Here is a 16,232-nt window from a genome sequence, read left to right as displayed (position 1 = left end):
CATTGACTCTTATAGTTGCGCGATTTATCTTTTGCGCAACTAAGGAAGTTATGTGGCACGACTAATACCTGAAGCTGACCTACAAGCGATCGAGGCCGCTGTGGCCCAATTCCCGGATGGTGCGTCAGCAGCGCAGATCACTGGCGCGCTCGCGGAACCTGGTGCCCGTCGTACCCTCCAATATCGTCTTCGCGCCTTGGTTGACGCGGGTCGGCTACGCCTTATCGGCGAAGGGCGTGCAGCCCGATATCACCATGGTGATGAGATCATCGCCCAGCCTGGCCCAGCCGACATCGTCCCGATATCACCTGAAGGCAGCGCTGTCCTTGCCTATGTGCGCCAGCCCGTCGCGGTGCGACAACCGGTCGGCTATGAACGCAGCTTCCTGGATCGTTACCGGCCCAACGAAACCTTCTATCTGACCCAGCAGCAGCGCGATCATCTGGCTACAATCGGCAAGCCGCAGATTGAGGCCGCAGCGGCAGGCACCTACGCGAAGCAGATATTGAACAGGCTGCTTATCGACCTTGCATGGAATTCCAGCCGTCTCGAAGGCAACACATATTCGCTGCTCGATACGCGGCGGCTGCTGGATTTCGGGGAAGCCGCAGAGGGGCGCGGACCGCGCGAAGCGCAGATGATCCTCAATCATAAGGATGCGATCGAGTTTCTCGTCGCCAACGCCAACGATGTCGGGTTCAATCGCTATACGATACTCAACCTGCATGCGTTATTGGCGAACAATCTGTTAGCTGACCCGACGGCGGTGGGGCGACTGCGCCACATCATCGTAGGGATAGACGGTTCAACTTTTCATCCACTGGAAGGTCCGGGTCTCATCGAGGAGTGCTTCGATCAAATCCTTGCCACAGCGGCGGCCATCGACGATCCATTCGAGCAGGCCTTTTTCATAATGGTGCAGCTTCCTTATCTTCAGCCCTTTGACGATGTGAATAAGCGCGTATCACGCCTCGCCGCCAATATTCCCATGATCCGGGCGAACCTTGCGCCATTGTCGTTCACCGAGGTTCCAGGCGACCTTTACACGCGCGCCACGCTTGGCGTCTATGAACGCAACGACATAACATTGCTGCGCGACGTATTCCTTTGGGCCTATCAGCGATCCGCAGCGCGCTACGCCGCCGTTCGTCAATCAATGGGTGAGCCAGACCCCTTCCGCCTGCGCTATCGGGAACAGTTGCGCGATGTCGTTCGGGATGTTGTGCTCGGTGCCATGAGCCGACAGGCGACACGCGCGCATCTGGTCACGACGTCCCGTGAATTCATCCCAACGGCCGATCAGGACCAGTTTGCCGAGGTCGCAGAAACGGAGTTGCTGGGCTTGCACGAGGGCAATTTCGCGCGATACCTGGTTCGTCCGTCGGAATTTGCTGTATGGCAACAAATCTGGAACGCAGGCTGATTGCTACGCTTACCTCAATGGCTTGCATTGGGACTTTATGCCCGGTCCGCTTCAGAGCAAATCCAATAGGATAGCGGACATTTTCGGCGTGGTGCGGCGTTGCCGCTTCGCGCCCTCTTCTGGCCTTTCAGCACCTAAATTCCTGATCTTGGAACCTGCCGTACGTTCATCTGGCTTGCCGCGCTGATCGGAGGCCAAAATACGCTCGCCATTCTTTCAACCGAAGGAAGCTGGACTGCTGACGATCATGCGGCCATTCCTATGTTGGCCGTGAGCAAAAAGATGAGGTTTCTTGATGGCAGACCGAAAGGCATTACCGGTGGCTACACGACTTCGGTTGTTTTCCGAAGCAGCAGGTTATTGTCAGAAGCCGGAATGCCTCGATGCTCTTTTCCCGGTCGAACTGGGCGGGGACAAGCACATTGCTGAAATGGCGCATGTCATTCCGCATGGCGAGGCCGGACCGCGTCATGGAGATAGACCGGCTGGCGATTTCGACCCCGACGCCTTTGAAAACCTGATCTTGCTGTGCCCGACGTGCCATACGAAGATCGATAAGGATCCCGATGGTTTCCCGCGCACCATCCTCCTGGAGTGGAAGCAGAACCACCTCGCTAACCTGGCCTCACAGCAAGGGATCAGGGCTTATGAAGATCGCGCTCAGGTAAGAGCTGCCGTCGTCGGGGTGATGGCCGAGAACAAAGCAATCTGGGACAAGTTCGCCCCCGAGCATGGCTCCGAATTCGAGTATGATCCGGAGTCCGAAGCCTCCCAAGCCTGGAGGCAGCGGATGAGGAGCGTCATCCTCCCCAACCACTATCACGCTCAGGCGATTATCAAGGCGAACCTGGGGCTTGCCACTGACGACGAACGCCGGACATTTGCAGAATATCAGGAACATGTTCGTGGTCTGTCGGAACGCCACGTCTGCGGCGTCGCCGGCCGCGCAATCCGTTTCCCCGAAACGATGGAAGGCATTTTTTCTTGAACTGGCAGGTCAAATACGCGCTCGCCAATATTGCCAAGGAGACGCGGTCAACCGCGGAGCATGTGGAGGGCGAGCTGATCCGGATCGCGACGCCGGATCAGCCGGACGTATCGGCTGCGATATCGGCCGCAAACGAGATCGGTGCGGCGACGGCGGCGAGTTACAGGGAGAAGTATCCCGAACTGGATTTTCTGTGTGGCTATCGGAAAACCTGCGTCTGGTACGGTGAAGCCATCCAGTATCTCGAAGACGCCGGCATCGGCTGGGGAAGCCTCGGAACCCTCGGCTCGGCCGCGCTCGATGGAAATGCTAATAGCGCGTCCCACAAGGTGTACAAATTCGCTGACAGGCTCCTTCGTCAATATGGTCAGGTGCAGGAGGTGATCCGGGAATATGATCGTATCCACCGGGTTTCGCTCAAAAGCGGGACCAGTGTCAGGATCGGCATGATTGCAGATTATGAACCCACCGCCGAGGCCGTTCGCAGCCTTTGGGACGACTTCGGGCCCGTCGACACCGTTTGGAACATCAATCCTAACGGAAATCCTTCGCCCGACGCGATTAACGCTGGGCATGAGCTTGGGTGCGAGGTGATGAAATGGGACGAACTGAGGGAATATCTGAGAACGGCCTGATGACCGCCGGTGAGGTTGCCGCCCATCTGTTGAGCTGTTGCGGATCGCTGGGGCAGTTTGAGTCATACATGTTCGGTTCGACCCTGCGCGGGATCGGCGAGGATATCGACATCCTGATCGTCGGCCTCGGCGGCGACGCTCTGTCCCAACTCAAACGGGAGATGCAGGCAGCAGGCGAGTGCCTGCCGCTCCACATTCTCTACATGCAGCCCTCCGAAGCGCGCCACACTGATTTTGTGACGAGGGAAAAGTGCGTCCCGCTCGCGCAGCTGGCCATCGCCCCACGGAGTTAATCGGCGCGCCTACAACTTCGCGCATGCCTTCTCACAGGCTGGGGGTGTCGCTGCCTTCCGATCCGTTGGCGCGGTAACGCTCTATCCAATCCAGAATACCGTCAAACACTTCGTCTTTTACCCGAATCCATCCTTTAATCCGCACATGGGCTATGAGCTTCTCAAGCGCCTCCACGAAGGCATCGTGCGACGCGAAGCGATGGGTGAAGGCATGGAAGGAATTATAGTCCATCACCATGCCGCCCCCGGAAAGGCCCGCCATCTTCGCGCATGCTGCCGCATAGGCGGTGCCTTCATCGTCGAACATCTCCTTGACAATCGCGAGACCGATGACGCGCCGATCGCCGAGGTCGACATCGATATCCTGTCCGACAACGACCAGCTTCGCAGCGCCGTCGCGATCCAGGTAACGGGCGGCTCCGTTGATCTGCCGTATCGCCGCGTCGATCTGGTTATGGGTTGCCAGTCGCTTGCGCTGGAGCGTTCGGGTTATCCCGGCTTCCGTCGTTGGACTGTCCTTTGCCTGGACGAGGATCGCCAGCTCGTCGGTCAGGACCAGATGATCGAGGATTTCCTTGCAATTATCCTTGCGCCTGGGGTTCATGATGATTTGGCCGGGCTCAAAGGCTCGCAGCAGGCATGCCGAAATGTCCCGCTCCTGATGATAACCGGGATCGGTTCTCGTCAACGTGTCGTGGCGGAAGCCGGTGCCGCCTTGATAGCCGTTCATTTCCGGCGTCATGTCGAGGACGAAAAGATCGCCCGGCGATAGCGCCTCCTTGAACACGGCCTGGATCGTGCGCTCGTCATCCTCGGCCGTGCGCGCACCGAACCAGTCGTTCAACACGGCGTGGATGCTCTTCACCGTTTCAGGATGGTAGCCGAGCAGGCAGATATTCTCGTCGCCAATGAGGCAGCTTCCATTATCCTCCAGAGCCGTTCGATAGCTCATCCACTCGTAATTGTGCTCGTCGAAGAAATAGACGTCGACCTCGTCATATTTCAGGATCTCGATGATGCCCTGCGAGAAGGCATCATCGCCGAACAAGGGCGTGCGAATGGCGAGCGGCTCGTCATCGTCATCGAAAAACGCGGTGATGAGCGAGGTGGTTGTGCCCGAGGACGCGGGCAGCGCCGGCAGGTAGAAGGCGAACAGTCCGTGCATCTGGGCAGCAAGGATCGCTTCCTTCTGCGTTTTCACGACGAGGGAAAGCCGCTCATCATCGCCCAGACGAACAGGCATCAACCCCGCGGCAAACTCGACAATGTGCGGCATCACTTCGGGGTAGAGGACTGTGAGACGCATGCTATTAGCCAATCGTGTGAGTAACGGGACGGTCTGGCACAGTAGATGGGGGGCGAATGACATTCGAGGATTATCAGCAGGGCGGGCGCGGGCGCTATCTCGCGCTCGTTGACGCCGTGCAAAACATTCTTCGGCATGCGCTCGCCCAGCATGAGATGGTCGCGCACGGGCTGACCGGCCGAGCGAAGGAGTTTGCTTCACTTCGTAAAAAGCTAGGGGATCGCGAAATCGGGCTCGATCAGCCGATGGACGAGATCAAGGATCTGGCAGGATGTCGGGTCGTGTTCCTGACCAATTCCCAGGTCGACGCCTTCAATAACACCCGCGCACTCCACGAGAATTTCGAGGTGCTGAGCGTTAACGTCCATCACCCGGTGCCGGGCACTGATACCGAGACGAAGCTGTTTGACAGCACCAATTACCTGGTCCGGCTGAAGCCGGAGCGGTTGGCGCTCACGGAATATCGCCAATTCGAGGGCCTCAGCGCCGAAATCCAGATTCAAACGCTCCTCAATCATGCCTGGGCCGAGATGGGGCACGACACCATCTACAAGAAGCCCAAGCTCACTCATGTCGGCAAGGCGCGGATGGCAGCGATCGGCGAACGCATGAACAAGGTCATGCAGGATCACCTGATTCCGGCCGGGCATGATTTCGACAAGATCGCGGGCGACTTCGGCCGGCTGCTACGGGCCGATGGCGCTTCGGAAGCGATGATCGCGACGATCGAGTACGCAGACAATAACAACGAACTCGAGGATGCGCTCGAGACCTATACCGATCTCGTCCTGCCACATTTCGACGAGCCCGATGCAGAGTTTTCAGTCCGGCTCGAGGCTCTAATAGATGCGGTCGAGCGATCGCGCGACTATCCGGTCATTCCCATTCGATGGGAGCATGGTGAACTTCCCGGGAAGTCCGGTCACGATGTCGCGTGGCGGGTCGCCCAGTTGATCCGCTCGCACCGCTATTTCGAGCCCGACCGCACCTTCCATGCGCTGGTTCGGCTTTACCAAGGCGCGCGCAAAGAGGATGAGCGACGGCTCTGGATCGAGGCCGGCGAGGAACTCGCAAAGCATAATCTTGCTGTCTGGAAGCAATATGGTCCGGAAGCACAGCAGGTAATCCTGGACGAGCTGGATCGGCTCGACGGCGACGCGATCGTCGAGGCGCGCCCGCTGCTTGTGGCGATGCTGGCGCATGTCCTTTCGGCCGAAGTCGGCGGCGCGACGTGGCGCTCCGACAGCGTGATGATCCACCAGGGTGCGGTTCGGCCGTCGGACGTCCTACGCGCCCTGCGGAACAGGTCGATCGCCGAGCTGGAACAGTGGCTTGATGCCGCGGCCAGCGATGCCGAGCGGCTGCCGATCCTGCAGGCGCTTGGCAAGGCTGACTCCATGCCCATGCAGGGCGGGGATGAGCTCATGCTGATGCTGCTTGAGGACGGCGCTCGCGTCGCGCGCCTCATTCTCGATCGCGCGCCGCACTGGGGACTGGAATTGCGTCGCGGCCGTGAGGTGGACGCGCTCCAAACCCATTATCGCTACCATGTCCTGCCGCCGACCCTGGCGGAGAAGCCCGAACTCGTCGAAGCGCAGAGGGCGTTGATCGACGCTTTGCTCGGCCTGCGCGATCAGCTCGCCGCCGATCCCGACTTCATGCTCTATAAGACACTGATCGGGCACGACAGCGTCCATCCCGGGGCCTGGGACGGCGACCATTTCGACTATGAGGCGACAGACGAGTGGCGGCGTGACTGCTACCCAGCAATCATCGCCGAGGTGACAGCTCAAACTGTTCCGGAATGGAAGGCGCGCATCGACCGTTATAGCGATGCCGTCGGCTTCGATGGCGGACATTTCATGCCGATGCGTACCTTCCTTGGCCTTCTGGCCGAACAGAAGCCCGAGGTCGGGTTGCTGATGGCAGAGGGTGTCAGCGAGCAGGGCTCCTATTTTCTCTCCGACATTCTCGCTGGGCTTGAGCGCGCGGGGCGCCTGGATGCGGCCCTGGCGTTGATCGATCGCTGGCTTGCGGACGGGCACTACCTTTCGGCGATCGGCGACTATCTCAACCGCAAGCCGGCTCCTGACATAGAGCGGCTGACCGCCTATGTGTCGAAGGCAATCGAGCGGGACGAACAGGTCTCGGTGGTGAGCACGGCAACGATCGCAGCGAAATGGTATAATGGCGCGGCCGATCCGGCTCTAATCGAGCTCGTGCTGATACCGGTCGCCCGCTACGCGTCCGACCATCGGCTGCCCCACTGGATCGGCAGCTTCCACGCGCACGGCTATGGGCAAATTCTCCGGGACCTGACCCCGGAACAAGCCGATGTGCTGCTGACCTCGTTCATTGACATCCCAATGCTCGACTATCGGGCTGTGCGGCTGCTGGTTGATGTCGGGAGCCGGCATCCGCAGCTGATCATAGATTTTTTCGGCACCCGCTTGGGGAGAGAGCGCGGCGAATCCCGCGATCGCTTCGACCCGGTTCCGTTCGAACCGCATGATCTGGCGAAGGTGCTGTCACCCCATGCGGACCTCCTCCTGCCGGCGGTGCGTCAATGGTATGACGAGGAGCCGAGCTTCCACGAATATCGCGGCGGCCGGCTTCTCAAGCACACTTTTCCCAAGCTGACCGATGCGGTCTCGGAACAGCTCACCGACCTCGCCCGGCGAGGCGATGAGCGAGATCTGAAGTTCATCCTCAAGAGCCTCGCACCCTATGAGGGGGACGAACAGCTGTATCCCGTCGCGATGGAGGTGGTCGATCGCCTCGAGCCGGGCGACAAGCTCCTCAACCGGGTCTCGGATATGCTGGGCGCGACCGGTGTCGTGACCGGTGAGTTCGGCTTCGTCGAGGCGCATGCCCGGCGCAAGGAGTTGATCGAGCGTTATCGCGACGATGCAAGGCCGCGCGTGCGGGCTTATGCGAGGGACCGGGCGCGCGAGCTTGCCCAGCATATGGCGTGGGAACAGCGAAGGGCGGCGCGCGACGTGGCCCAACGACGGCGCCACTGGAACGAGGAATGATGTCCAACCAGACGGTCGGCGGTCACAGCACCTCGATCAGCAAACCCTCCTTGCGCATCAGCGAGAGATAGTCGCCGCGGCTCAACGCCCGCCTCGACGTGTGCAAGCATTTGGTCACTTCATGACAGTATTCCAGTCAATCGCATAACCGGCAGCCGAAAGTTCGCGCGCCAGCTCCTGCTTCCAGCCATTGCTCTCATCCATCATGGTCCAAACCACTCCGGCGAAGTCACTCGGAATATTCACCGTACCGCGCTGGAAAGCGCACACGCGGTCGCGGCCCAGCTTCCCGATAAAGTAGCCCAGTTCAAGAAGCACATTCTGTCTGGCACGCGGTTCTGGGGAATCTCCCTTTTTACAGCCTTCGTCATCCGGGGTCAGCAAAACGACGGCAAAACCCACATCGCTATTGGCCTCCACCTTTTCGATGACGGTGCGGCCGCGATTGGCCTGCTCATGCAGAATGATCGGGGCAAACCCGATTTTTTCCAGATAGCGGGCAACCGTCTCGCGCGCCTCGCCGTCATGCCCGTGGACGATGAACACTTTGGTATTGTGTGACGAAGGGCGCGCCAGTGCTGGGGCAGAGCTGCCGTGGCTCATGACATAGGCTTTATAATCTCGTGCGAAGGGGATGATGACCTGGGATGTAACGGCGCGAACATCGCCGATGATCTTACGGCCAGTGTAATAGTAGGTGTGTCCGAAACTCGCCATGTCGTGCGGCTTTTCCGCGAATCGCTGAATGAGTAGCAGAGTTAGACCTAACACTTTCTCTGGTTCGACCGGCCAGGCCAGCTTGTCACCACCAACCATGCCACCACGCGATTCATTTTCAGCTAAGAAGGCATCGAGGTCCAGCCCATCGGTCAGTTGCACGTTGTAGGGCGCCAAATCCGGGTTCTTCAGCAAATGCGCCAGCGTCTTCAGCGGACGATCGTAACTCTGATATTGGGCGCTCTGAAGATCGAGCACCGCATTATTGATTTGTTCAAACAGATCAGGACTGTGGCTCATTGGTCGCTATCGCCTTCCACACGGGCCTGCGCGGCGCGTTCAATAATTGCGTCACGATAGCGCTCCTTCATCCCTTCCATCATCGGCGCGACAATGGGATTGGAAGCGTAGCCTCCGAGGCGCTCGTCGATCATTGCTTCCATCTGGGCGATAGCCGCCTCGATGCTACCCGGATCGTTGGGATTGAAATTGACGGCTCCCAGTTCGCCGTCGATCGCGGCGATGGCCTTCTGGGCGTCGTTGAGTGTGCGGGTCAGTTTATTGAGACCGGAAATCTTGACCATGGGTACCCCTTAGATGAACCTTTAGCCTATCCTACGCCTATGGCCGGGCGAACGAATATGTCAGAGTGCCCCTGCGACACGGAATCTTGGACGGACTGCTACGGTAAGAAACTCTCGCGAATCCCGCGCACAGCACTACATAATTGAACATAGGACGTGGCGGAGTCATCCTGCCCTTATGGAAGGGGCCGATGCTTCTGGTCGAAGCGCCATGTCCTATGTCCTGAAAGTCTGCGGTGGACCGCGACCTTTAAACCTTACGCCGAGACCCGGCGATGCTTGGGCAGGGAAACCGCCTTGCGGCGCTTCTGGTTCTCCTGCTTCATTTCAGTGAACTCTGGCTCCAGTTCTTTCAATCGCTTCACCAGACCGGACAGGTCGTATTCGTTGCTGGTTTTGCCGCGCCCAGGCCGGGTGCGCTCGATACGCTGAACAAGGCCGGCACTTTCCAGCTCGGCTATCTGACGCTGCACCTGCCGCTCGCTCATACCCATGCGCTCAGCCAGCAGCTGCTTTTTCGGCCAAGGCCGTTGCGCGACGTCCCACCAGATGTCGGCCAGATGCATAATTATGTTGAACTGCACCGGGTTAATGCCAAGGCGTGCCTGCGCCTGCATCAGCAGCGATGGTACGATACAGAAACCCAGGTCCATGACCGGCTTGCCGTATTTCTTCTCCGACGCCTTGCGGGTGTCGGCCTTTGGTTTGATCGGCAAGACTTTGGTAGGCTCGATAGATGAGACGATTTTGACCATGTTGCGTTACCTCGTTGAACGCAATATGTGGCGATTTCTGGCTACTTGCAATGGCAGCCGAGTGGACTTCTATGTCCGATCGCGCATGGACATCAGCGTCTGGTCCTGACAGGTCGCCTACGTCCGATGAAACAGGACAGCCGGTTAACCTGCACATCGACATAAGGGCATACGAACATAGCACTCTAAGCGGACCGGTCGCGGATGACTGGTCGGTCAATAAAATTCCGGCGCCAAGTAGGTCTAGAATTTGAGTGAACGCCACGAACGGCAGGTTCCGCCTTTCTGCTGCTAGAAGCTGACGATCCGCAATCGGCGCTTCTTGGGCGTAGCCATTCAAGTAGCGGATGCGGTGGATGGCTCCCGCTCACGGCATCTAAGTGCCAAGATGGGTTGCTGTCATGCAACCCGAGAAGGAGCCACCCGCCATGGAGATTAGCACGATCGGCCTCGATTTGGCCAAGAACGTTTTTCAGGTTCACGGTATCAGCGCGACCGGTGAGGTCGTCATTCGCAAGGCGCTGCGACGATCGCAGATGCTACCGTTCTTCGAGAAGCTGCCGCCGTGCCTGGTAGGCGCCGAGGCTTGCGGGACGTCGCATCACTGGGCGCGCGAACTGACCAAGCTGGGTCATGAGGTGCGGCTGATGCCGGCGGCTTACGTGAAGCCTTACGTAAAGCGGGGCAAAAACGACGCCGCCGATGCCGAGGCGATCTGCGAGGCAGTTACACGTCAGACGATGCGGTTCGTGCCCATCAAGTCGCGCGAGCAGCAGGCGGCGTTGTCGCTGCACCGCGTGCGCCAGCTGTTGATCAAACAGCGCACGCAGCTGGTGAACATGATGCGCAGCGTGCTCGCAGAACTGGGCGTCGCCATCCCGGTCGGGATCGTGAAGGCACTGCAGATGGCGCGGGAAATCGTCGACGGAGAGTCTGAGCTCGATCTGCCAACCGAAGCGGCGAACGTCGTCACAGTGCTGGCAGGGCAACTGCTCCAGCTTCACGCCCAGTTACGCAAGCTCGACCTGCGTCTCGCCGCTCTGCAGCGGAGCGACGAGCGGGCCCGGCGTCTGGCGACGATCCCTGGTATCGGGCCGATCGGCGCGACCGCACTCGCCGCGTCGGTGACCGATCCAAGCCAGTTCTCGTCAGGGCGCCAATTCGCCGCCTGGCTAGGGCTGACCCCGCGACAGAGTTCGAGTGGCGGCAAGGAACGCTTGGGGCGCATTACCAAGATGGGCGACCGATATCTGCGGCAGCTCCTGGTTGTCGGCGCAACCGCGCTCGTCCGATACGCCAAGCAGAAACCCAGCACGGTCGATCCGCGCTTTGTCGCTCTGCTTGCCAGAAAGCCCGCGCGTGTCGCCTCGGTCGCCATCGCTAACAAGATGGCGCGGATCGCATGGGCAGTTATGGCGCGCGGCGGCGTCTTCGAACGCGGGCATGCGCCTATGCTGGCGGCAGCATAGATCAAAAGCTTAGCTGAGGAGATCAGCTTCACGAGGTTGTGAGAGCGAAGGATGTGATGGCAAAACCGGTCGGACCGGGAACAAGGACAACCCAAGGACGGTCCTAGGCGTAATAGCCTGCAAAGCCGATCGGACCTTGTTCGCGAACCCCATCAGGGCCAGCAGTCTACACCGACTGCATCAACAGGCCGGACAGACGACTGCACCCGACGGAACGTCAGATCATCACTTTATGCTTGCAACGCGGGAGCCATCCACAGAGGACCGTCCGGACCTGGGTATCGAAAATTTACCCGTGAATGGCAAAGAAGGGTCGATTGACCCTCGACCTTTTCATCAGGACCGGCGATATCGCCTTATGGCGTCCGATCGTAGAACCGTTGAATTCCTTGTTGAGCAAATGGCAGGCGGCGGCACCGTTTCAGCCAAGGCGATGTTTGGCGAATTCGGCATTTATTGCGATGGGAAAATGGTCGCATTGGTCTGCGACGACCACCTATTCGTAAAGCCCACGGTTGGAGGGTGGGCCTTCGCTGCCGGTTCGGAAGAAGCCCCTCCATATCCCGGTGCTAAGCCTTGTCTCCTGATCGACGCGGAAAAGTGGGATGACCGTGAGTGGCTTGCCGAGATCGTTCGTATCACATCTCAGGAATTGCCTGCTCCCAAGGTCAGGACCAAGCGCAAATCCGGTTGATGCACGCCTGGCAGCAGCCCGTTTTCGACAAACTAGTGTCTGCCTTCGGAATGTGGAGGTGGGATCCTTGAATGCCCGGGAAGGGTCGGCAGTTGCACTTTTCGATCACGATTCTAGGCTTAGCTATAATTTCGGCAACCTCGGTGCCAGCAACAATTTGCAAAACTGAGGCTGTTGCAGAACGCCGCATTCCAAGGCATGATCTGAAGCGTGGCGGGCAGGCCCTTTTGTGGGTGTGCCAAGTGAACCAAGTGCCTTTTCCCGTCGAACCCCGACGGCCCTTGTCTGTTTTAATTGCGAGTTCGGCAGACGTCGAGCCGCGAGGCAAAAACTCCTCGATCCGCGACGAACTGAGCCCAACCTATCTTGCAATCTGCTGTAATCGGATTCACGATGGCAACCGGTAGCCGTCAGCAGCGACAGAAGTTCCCTCGGCCTGATGAGTCGGTGCTCAACCTTGCCTCCTGCGACAGCGGCCCCGATCCGCGTCTGGTCAAGCTGGTTCGCCTGCTTGCCCGTCGTGCCGCGCGGAAGGCGTATCTGGAGATGCTGGAGGAGCGCCGCACGACCCGCTCCTGAGACGAGGAGTTCCGTTCCGTGAAGGTTGCTTTATACGCCCGCTATTCTTCCGACAATCAACGTGACGCCTCCATTGCCGACCAGTTGCGCATCTGTCGCCTGCATGCCGAAAAGCAGGGCTGGCAGATTGTCGAGGAATATACCGATCATGCCATTTCCGGCGCTTCGCTGCTCCGTCCTGGCATTCAGGCGCTGATCGCAGACGCCAGCCGCGGCCGCTTCAACTTCGTGCTGGCCGAGGCCATGGATCGCCTGTCGCGCGATCAGGAGGATATTGCCGGGCTGTTCAAGCGGATGGCTTATGGTGACGTGAAGATGGTCACCCTGTCCGAAGGCGAGATCACCCATCTGCATATCGGCCTAAAGGGTACGATGAACGCCCTGTTTCTCAAGGACCTCGCCGACAAGACACGGCGTGGCCAGCGCGGCCGGGTCGAAAAAGGCAAGTCGGGCGGTGGTAACAGCTATGGTTATGACGTCGTCAAACGGCTCGATGCCAACGGCGAACTGATCCGGGGCGACCGCTCCATCAATGACGCACAGGCAAGCGTGATCCAGCGCATCTTTCGCGACTATGTCGCTGGCAAATCGGCCAAACGGATAGCAACCGAACTGAACAAAGAGGGTATCGAGGCACCGACCGGCGGCACCTGGGGCTTTAGCACCATAAATGGCAATCCCAAGCGCGGCACCGGCATCCTCAACAATGAGCTTTATATCGGCAAGCTGGTGTGGAATCGGCAACGCTTCATCAAGGATCCAGATACTGGCAAACGGCAAGCCCGGCCCAACCCAGAATCCGAATGGATCATCCAGGACGTGCCCGAACTGCGCCTCATCAATGATGCTCTCTGGCAGCAGGCCAAGGAACGGCAAAGATCCTGCCGGGTGAATCAAGCTGATGGCCCCATGAACTCTGCAAATTTCCGCGATCGCCGCCGCCAGAAATATCTCCTGTCCGGCCTGTTGCAATGCGGTTGCTGCGGCGGCGGATATTCGATGATTTCAGCGATGATGCTGGGCTGCTCGGCAGCCCGGAACAAGGGTATCTGTGACAACCGCCTCAATATCCGACGCGATCGTCTGGAAGGGCGCGTGCTTCACGCCCTTCGCCATCATCTGATGGATCCTGCCCTGTTTGCCGAGTTTTGCGACGAGTTCACGCGCGAAACCAATCGGCTAAGGGGCGATGCAGGCGCGGCCATAGCCAGCGCACAGGCAGAGATCAAAAAGATCGACCGGGATCTGGATGTGCTTGTGAACCTGATCCTGCGCGGCGGCGCCGCAGACAAGATCAACGCCAAAATGGTAGGTCTCGAAGCGCGCAAGAAAGAGCTGGAGCGCGACCTAGCCCAGGCCCAGGAGCCCCCTCCCCTGCTCCATCCCAATATGGCGCACCATTATCGGGCTCAGCTTGATAATCTCTATCAGGCCCTGGAGCATGATGACGAGAACAAGCGCTTCGAGGCGGCTGAGGTCATTCGTTCGCTCATCGACGCGATCATATTGGTGCCAGAAGGTGGAGAACTCAAGATCGACGTGCGCGGCGATCTGGCGGGCATCCTCGCGATTGCTGTAGAACGCAAAAAACCCGCCTCTAGGGCGGGTTCTTCGAAGGCTGCGGCCCCCTGTGGGGTATCGCAATTTCAGATGGTTGCGGGAGTAGGATTTGAACCTACGACCTTCAGGTTATGAGCCTGACGAGCTACCGGGCTGCTCCATCCCGCGATACCAACGGTAAAAGGGCGACCTTTTGGGTCGCCCTTTTAAGAACAAGTGAATGGGTTTTTGTGTCCTGATATGCGCGTGCTTCAATGCCTGGCGACGCCCTACTCTTCCAGTGCTTGAGCAATAGTACCATCGGCGCAGTCAGGTTTCACGGCCGAGTTCGGGATGGGATCGGGTGGGTCACAGACGCTATGGTCACCAAGCAATGAAGCAGGCGCATATAAGGGGGTTTTAATCGATACCGTGCACGGTGTTTTTGTAATTCATCTAGCTGGCTTAACAACCGACCATGTTCTGACGGCCTGTTTCCAGGGCTGTCATTGATGGTGGGACTCTAGGTTCCTGCAAAAGTAATACTTTTGTAGGGGACCTTTAAGCGCGAATAGGACAATTAGTATCGGTTAGCTTCATGGATTACTCCACTTCCACATCCGATCTATCAAGGTCGTGGTCTTCGACCGTCCTAAGAAATCTTATCTTGAGGGAGGCTTCCCGCTTAGATGCTTTCAGCGGTTATCCCGTCCATACATAGCTACCCTGCTGCGCCACTGGCGTGACGACAGGTACACCAGAGGTATGTTCAACCCGGTCCTCTCGTACTAGGGTCAACTCCTCTCAAATTTCGACGCCCACGGCAGATAGGGACCAAACTGTCTCGCGACGTTCTGAACCCAGCTCACGTACCACTTTAATTGGCGAACAGCCAAACCCTTGGGACCTGCTCCAGCCCCAGGATGTGATGAGCCGACATCGAGGTGCCAAACGATTCCGTCGATATGAGCTCTTGGGAATCATCAGCCTGTTATCCCCGGCGTACCTTTTATCCGTTGAGCGATGGCCCTTCCACGAGGGACCACCGGATCACTATGACCGACTTTCGTCTCTGCTCGACTTGTCAGTCTCGCAGTCAGGCGGGCTTATGCCATTGCACTCTAACAGACGGTTTCCAACCGTCCTGAGCCCACCATCGCGCGCCTCCGTTACTCTTTAGGAGGCGACCGCCCCAGTCAAACTACCCACCACAGAGGGTCCCTGCACCGGATAACGGTGCGAGGTTAGACATCAGAAAACAGCAGGGTGGTATTTCACCTATGGCTCCACATCAACTGGCGTCGATGCTTCAAAGCCTCCCACCTATGCTACACAGCTCTTTCCTAATGCCACTCTGAAGTTGCAGTAAAGGTGCACGGGGTCTTTCCGTCTAACCGCGGGTACTCCGCATCTTCACGGAGAATTCAATTTCGCTGAGCATATCCTGGAGACAGTGGGGAAGTCGTTACGCCATTCGTGCAGGTCGGAACTTACCCGACAAGGAATTTCGCTACCTTAGGACCGTTATAGTTACGGCCGCCGTTTACCTGGGCTTCAATTCAGTGCTTGCACACCTCCTCTTAACCTTCAGGCACCGGGCAGGCGTCAGGCCCTATACGTCGTCTTGAAGCCGACTTAGCAGAGCCCTGTGTTTTTGCTAAACAGTCGCTACCCCCTGGCCTGTGCCCCCCACAAGAGCTTGCGCTTATGTGGGGCCTCCTTCTTCCGAAGGTACGGAGGCAATTTGCCGAGTTCCTTCAGGATACTTCTCTCAAACGCCTTGGTATACTCTACCATTCCACCTGTGTCGGTTTAGGGTACGGTCTATACGGAGGGGCTATTTCCTGGGACGATTTCACAGCCTGGAGCAATCCAATAAGCCCAGACCATTTACACCATCCGTCACACACCTCCAGGCCCACGAATATTAACGTGGTTCCCATCGACTACCCCCTTCGGGCTCGTCTTAGGGGCCGGCTTACCCTGCTCAGATTAGCTTTAAGCAGGAACCCTTGGAATTTCGGCGACAGTGCATCTCACACTGTTAATCGCTACTCATGTCTGCATTCGCACTTCCGATACCTCCACGACCCATTACCAGATCGCTTCAACGGCCTACGGAACGCTCCGCTACCGCGTGATCGTAAACGATCACACCCTAAGCTTCGGTGCATCACTTTAGCCCCGTTACATCTTCGCCGCAGGATCTCTTATT

The 16,232-nt window shown here is 58.4% G+C and carries 13 protein-coding genes, 1 tRNA gene and 2 rRNA genes (1 of these 16 running past the window's edge); 9 read left to right on the top strand and 7 right to left on the bottom strand.

Annotation, left to right across the window (positions count from 1 at the left end; genetic code table 11):
* Positions 1-52: 52 nt before the first annotated feature.
* The 4 genes from SPBM01_RS13015 (at position 53) to SPBM01_RS13000 (ending at position 3,339) form a co-directional block, all read left to right on the top strand.
* On the top strand, positions 53-1,423 hold the full coding sequence (locus SPBM01_RS13015) for a Fic family protein (RefSeq protein ID WP_119748350.1): 1,371 nt from the start codon (positions 53-55) through the stop codon (positions 1,421-1,423).
* A gap of 295 nt (positions 1,424-1,718) precedes the next feature.
* Positions 1,719-2,411: an HNH endonuclease gene (locus tag SPBM01_RS13010; protein WP_188062209.1), complete on the top strand. Its 693-nt coding sequence runs from the start codon at positions 1,719-1,721 to the stop codon at positions 2,409-2,411.
* On the top strand, positions 2,408-3,046 hold the full coding sequence (locus tag SPBM01_RS13005; protein ID WP_188062208.1) for a hypothetical protein: 639 nt from the start codon (positions 2,408-2,410) through the stop codon (positions 3,044-3,046). The genes SPBM01_RS13010 and SPBM01_RS13005 overlap by 4 nt, the downstream gene beginning before the upstream one ends.
* Complete coding sequence (locus tag SPBM01_RS13000; RefSeq protein WP_169575099.1) at positions 3,046-3,339, top strand: hypothetical protein; 294 nt, start codon at positions 3,046-3,048, stop codon at positions 3,337-3,339. The genes SPBM01_RS13005 and SPBM01_RS13000 overlap by 1 nt, the downstream gene beginning before the upstream one ends.
* 31 nt (positions 3,340-3,370) lie before the next feature.
* On the opposite strand, the gene SPBM01_RS12995 is transcribed toward SPBM01_RS13000, so the two are convergent.
* Positions 3,371-4,645 carry a hypothetical protein gene (locus SPBM01_RS12995; protein WP_188062207.1) on the bottom strand — a complete coding sequence of 425 codons (1,275 nt, stop codon included), beginning with the start codon at positions 4,643-4,645 and terminating at the stop codon, positions 3,371-3,373.
* Between the two features lie 56 nt (positions 4,646-4,701).
* Between SPBM01_RS12995 and SPBM01_RS12990 the strand changes: the two genes are divergently transcribed.
* The gene (locus SPBM01_RS12990; RefSeq protein ID WP_188062206.1) at positions 4,702-7,680 is read left to right on the top strand and encodes a RelA/SpoT domain-containing protein; all 2,979 of its coding nucleotides are present in this window, start codon (positions 4,702-4,704) and stop codon (positions 7,678-7,680) included.
* Between the two features lie 114 nt (positions 7,681-7,794).
* On the opposite strand, the gene SPBM01_RS12985 is transcribed toward SPBM01_RS12990, so the two are convergent.
* From SPBM01_RS12985 to SPBM01_RS12975, 3 genes are all read right to left on the bottom strand, one after another.
* Positions 7,795-8,697 carry a TIR domain-containing protein gene (locus SPBM01_RS12985; RefSeq protein ID WP_188062205.1) on the bottom strand — a complete coding sequence of 301 codons (903 nt, stop codon included), beginning with the start codon at positions 8,695-8,697 and terminating at the stop codon, positions 7,795-7,797.
* Positions 8,694-8,981 carry a hypothetical protein gene (locus SPBM01_RS12980; RefSeq protein WP_169575103.1) on the bottom strand — a complete coding sequence of 96 codons (288 nt, stop codon included), beginning with the start codon at positions 8,979-8,981 and terminating at the stop codon, positions 8,694-8,696. The genes SPBM01_RS12985 and SPBM01_RS12980 overlap by 4 nt, the downstream gene beginning before the upstream one ends.
* Before the next feature lie 257 nt (positions 8,982-9,238).
* Positions 9,239-9,736, bottom strand: a complete 498-nt coding sequence (locus SPBM01_RS12975) for a helix-turn-helix domain-containing protein (protein ID WP_188062204.1) — start codon at positions 9,734-9,736, stop codon at positions 9,239-9,241.
* Between the two features lie 428 nt (positions 9,737-10,164).
* Between SPBM01_RS12975 and SPBM01_RS12970 the strand changes: the two genes are divergently transcribed.
* The 4 genes from SPBM01_RS12970 (at position 10,165) to SPBM01_RS12955 (ending at position 14,173) form a co-directional block, all read left to right on the top strand.
* The gene (locus SPBM01_RS12970) at positions 10,165-11,205 is read left to right on the top strand and encodes an IS110 family transposase (protein ID WP_188062203.1); all 1,041 of its coding nucleotides are present in this window, start codon (positions 10,165-10,167) and stop codon (positions 11,203-11,205) included.
* 358 nt (positions 11,206-11,563) lie between these two features.
* Positions 11,564-11,899 (top strand): TfoX/Sxy family protein, encoded by a 336-nt coding sequence (locus tag SPBM01_RS12965; RefSeq protein ID WP_119750731.1) that lies wholly within the window; start codon positions 11,564-11,566, stop codon positions 11,897-11,899.
* A 393-nt stretch (positions 11,900-12,292) separates the two neighbouring features.
* A complete protein-coding gene (locus tag SPBM01_RS12960) occupies positions 12,293-12,478 on the top strand; it encodes a hypothetical protein (RefSeq protein WP_119750733.1) in 186 nt (61 codons plus the stop codon).
* Between the two features lie 18 nt (positions 12,479-12,496).
* The gene (locus tag SPBM01_RS12955) at positions 12,497-14,173 is read left to right on the top strand and encodes a recombinase family protein (protein WP_188065713.1); all 1,677 of its coding nucleotides are present in this window, start codon (positions 12,497-12,499) and stop codon (positions 14,171-14,173) included.
* Here SPBM01_RS12955 and SPBM01_RS12950 read toward each other — a convergent pair.
* From SPBM01_RS12950 to SPBM01_RS12940, 3 genes are all read right to left on the bottom strand, one after another.
* Positions 14,130-14,206: transfer RNA gene (locus tag SPBM01_RS12950), tRNA-Met, on the bottom strand. The two genes, SPBM01_RS12955 and SPBM01_RS12950, sit on opposite strands and share 44 nt — an antisense overlap.
* A gap of 88 nt (positions 14,207-14,294) precedes the next feature.
* A 5S ribosomal RNA gene (gene rrf / locus SPBM01_RS12945) occupies positions 14,295-14,409 on the bottom strand.
* 169 nt (positions 14,410-14,578) lie between these two features.
* Positions 14,579-16,232 (bottom strand): 23S ribosomal RNA (locus tag SPBM01_RS12940); it runs 1,146 nt beyond the window's last position.

The sequence above is a fragment of the Sphingobium sp. KCTC 72723 genome (assembly GCF_014280435.1).
In the GTDB taxonomy this organism is placed as follows: domain Bacteria; phylum Pseudomonadota; class Alphaproteobacteria; order Sphingomonadales; family Sphingomonadaceae; genus Sphingobium.
The sequence above is the reverse complement of the archived record's forward strand: the minus strand, read 5'-3'. Positions and strand labels throughout refer to the sequence as shown.

Excerpts from the sequence above, each read along its gene's own strand:
- SPBM01_RS12990 (WP_188062206.1), top strand. The coding sequence starts at position 4,702 with ATGACATTCGAGGATTATCAGCAGGGCGGGCGCGGGCGCTATCTCGCG.
- SPBM01_RS12960 (WP_119750733.1), top strand. The coding sequence starts at position 12,293 with ATGGCAACCGGTAGCCGTCAGCAGCGACAGAAGTTCCCTCGGCCTGAT.
- SPBM01_RS13000 (WP_169575099.1), top strand. The coding sequence starts at position 3,046 with ATGACCGCCGGTGAGGTTGCCGCCCATCTGTTGAGCTGTTGCGGATCG.
- SPBM01_RS12970 (WP_188062203.1), top strand. The coding sequence starts at position 10,165 with ATGGAGATTAGCACGATCGGCCTCGATTTGGCCAAGAACGTTTTTCAG.
- SPBM01_RS12980 (WP_169575103.1), bottom strand. The coding sequence starts at position 8,981 with ATGGTCAAGATTTCCGGTCTCAATAAACTGACCCGCACACTCAACGAC.
- SPBM01_RS12975 (WP_188062204.1), bottom strand. The coding sequence starts at position 9,736 with ATGGTCAAAATCGTCTCATCTATCGAGCCTACCAAAGTCTTGCCGATC.
- SPBM01_RS12965 (WP_119750731.1), top strand. The coding sequence starts at position 11,564 with ATGGCGTCCGATCGTAGAACCGTTGAATTCCTTGTTGAGCAAATGGCA.
- SPBM01_RS12985 (WP_188062205.1), bottom strand. The coding sequence starts at position 8,697 with ATGAGCCACAGTCCTGATCTGTTTGAACAAATCAATAATGCGGTGCTC.
- SPBM01_RS13010 (WP_188062209.1), top strand. The coding sequence starts at position 1,719 with ATGGCAGACCGAAAGGCATTACCGGTGGCTACACGACTTCGGTTGTTT.
- SPBM01_RS12995 (WP_188062207.1), bottom strand. The coding sequence starts at position 4,645 with ATGCGTCTCACAGTCCTCTACCCCGAAGTGATGCCGCACATTGTCGAG.